General features: G+C 67.1%; 1 protein-coding gene and 1 pseudogene. One reads left to right on the top strand and one right to left on the bottom strand.

Annotated elements, in window-relative coordinates; genetic code table 11:
- The coding region (locus AX703_RS21425; RefSeq protein WP_156452161.1) for a hypothetical protein at window positions 1–760 on the bottom strand (760 nt) is incomplete at its 3' end.
- A 184-nt stretch (window positions 761–944) separates the two neighbouring features.
- Between AX703_RS21425 and AX703_RS28545 the strand changes: the two are divergent.
- A pseudogene (locus AX703_RS28545) lies at window positions 945–1,193 on the top strand (integrase); the annotation flags it as partial.

The following is a 1,193-nucleotide window of genomic DNA, read 5'->3' as shown; positions in this document are numbered from 1 at the left end:
CACAGGCGGTGTCGAGCCGGGCCAGCCACAGGCGCAGCCGTTGATCGAGGCGGACCACCGCTGTGCCGCCCGCGCCAAGCGCTTCGAGCCAGGCGAGCCGGCAGCGTTCGTCGCGGGCGTGGGTTGTCAGTTCGTCGAGGTCGTCGTCGGTCACGCCGGTCAGCAGCGCCCGCCAGGGGGCGCGGTTTTGGTTGAGGCCGATCGCGGCAATGCCGCCGGCGGAGAGCTTGCCCTTCGCCATCGCATGCCGGTCGGCCAGCATTGCCCCGATCACGATGCTGCCATGGGGCAGAGGGGCGGCGCGAGCGAAGGAGGCGGCGAGGTCGGCGCTGGCGATCAGGCGGGGGAGCGCCGACAGCCGCGCGGCCTGGCGTGCCCAGCCCTCGAGGCGGGTGTCGGCGATGGCGAGCGGGGCAGGGGAGGGCCAACCTTCGATCGCCGGGTCGTCGGTCTTGAGCCACGCCCGGATGGCATCGGCAGTAGGAATGGCGCTCCAGGGGGGCTTGCGCTCGAAAGCCTGGACAAAGGCGAAGGGCCAGCGCCGCCACGCGCGCGGAGAATAGCCGTAGTTCATGGCGAGCTGTTCTGGTATGAAGCTTTCGCCTTCGAGCCAGCCCAGCGCCTCCTGCTCGGCGCTGCGAATATGGGCGATCAGGATCGCCGGTTCGGGAAACAGGGCGAGCCTTTCCTCGGCCCGGGCCAGCCCTTCGCGGGCGGCCCCGTAGGCGTTCAGGACGACACTCGAAAAATGTCCGGACATGCACGGAATAACAGCAAATTGAACCTCAATTGTCAATTTAATACGTAGCTAAAGTGCGTATGGCGGAGGCCCTTCCATATCCGGTATTTCCATAATCGGATGTTATGGTAAATTCGAACTTGCCGAAGTGGCCGGATTTGGCCCAAGAAGCCCCCGTGAAACGCGCACGAAACGATCGCCCCGCATGACTACCGATCGCCCGTTCCCGTCCTCGGTGGAACTGGTGCTGGGTGGCCACGCTATGCTGGTCGATACCCGCGCCGCCAGCCCACTGGCGCTCGAGGCTGCGGTCGCGGCGATGGCACCCGCGACCAAGGCCGCGATCACCGCCGACCTCAAATGCTTCCTCGCCTGGTGCAAGGCGCGGCGACCGGTCGCGACCGCCGTCCCCGCCGAGCCCGAAACCCTGGTCCACTATCTGCATTGGCTGGCC

The sequence above is a fragment of the Novosphingobium sp. CCH12-A3 genome (assembly GCF_001556015.1).
GTDB lineage: Bacteria > Pseudomonadota > Alphaproteobacteria > Sphingomonadales > Sphingomonadaceae > Novosphingobium > Novosphingobium subterraneum.
Note: the sequence above shows the minus strand (reverse complement) of the source record. Positions and strands in the feature narration are given on the sequence as shown.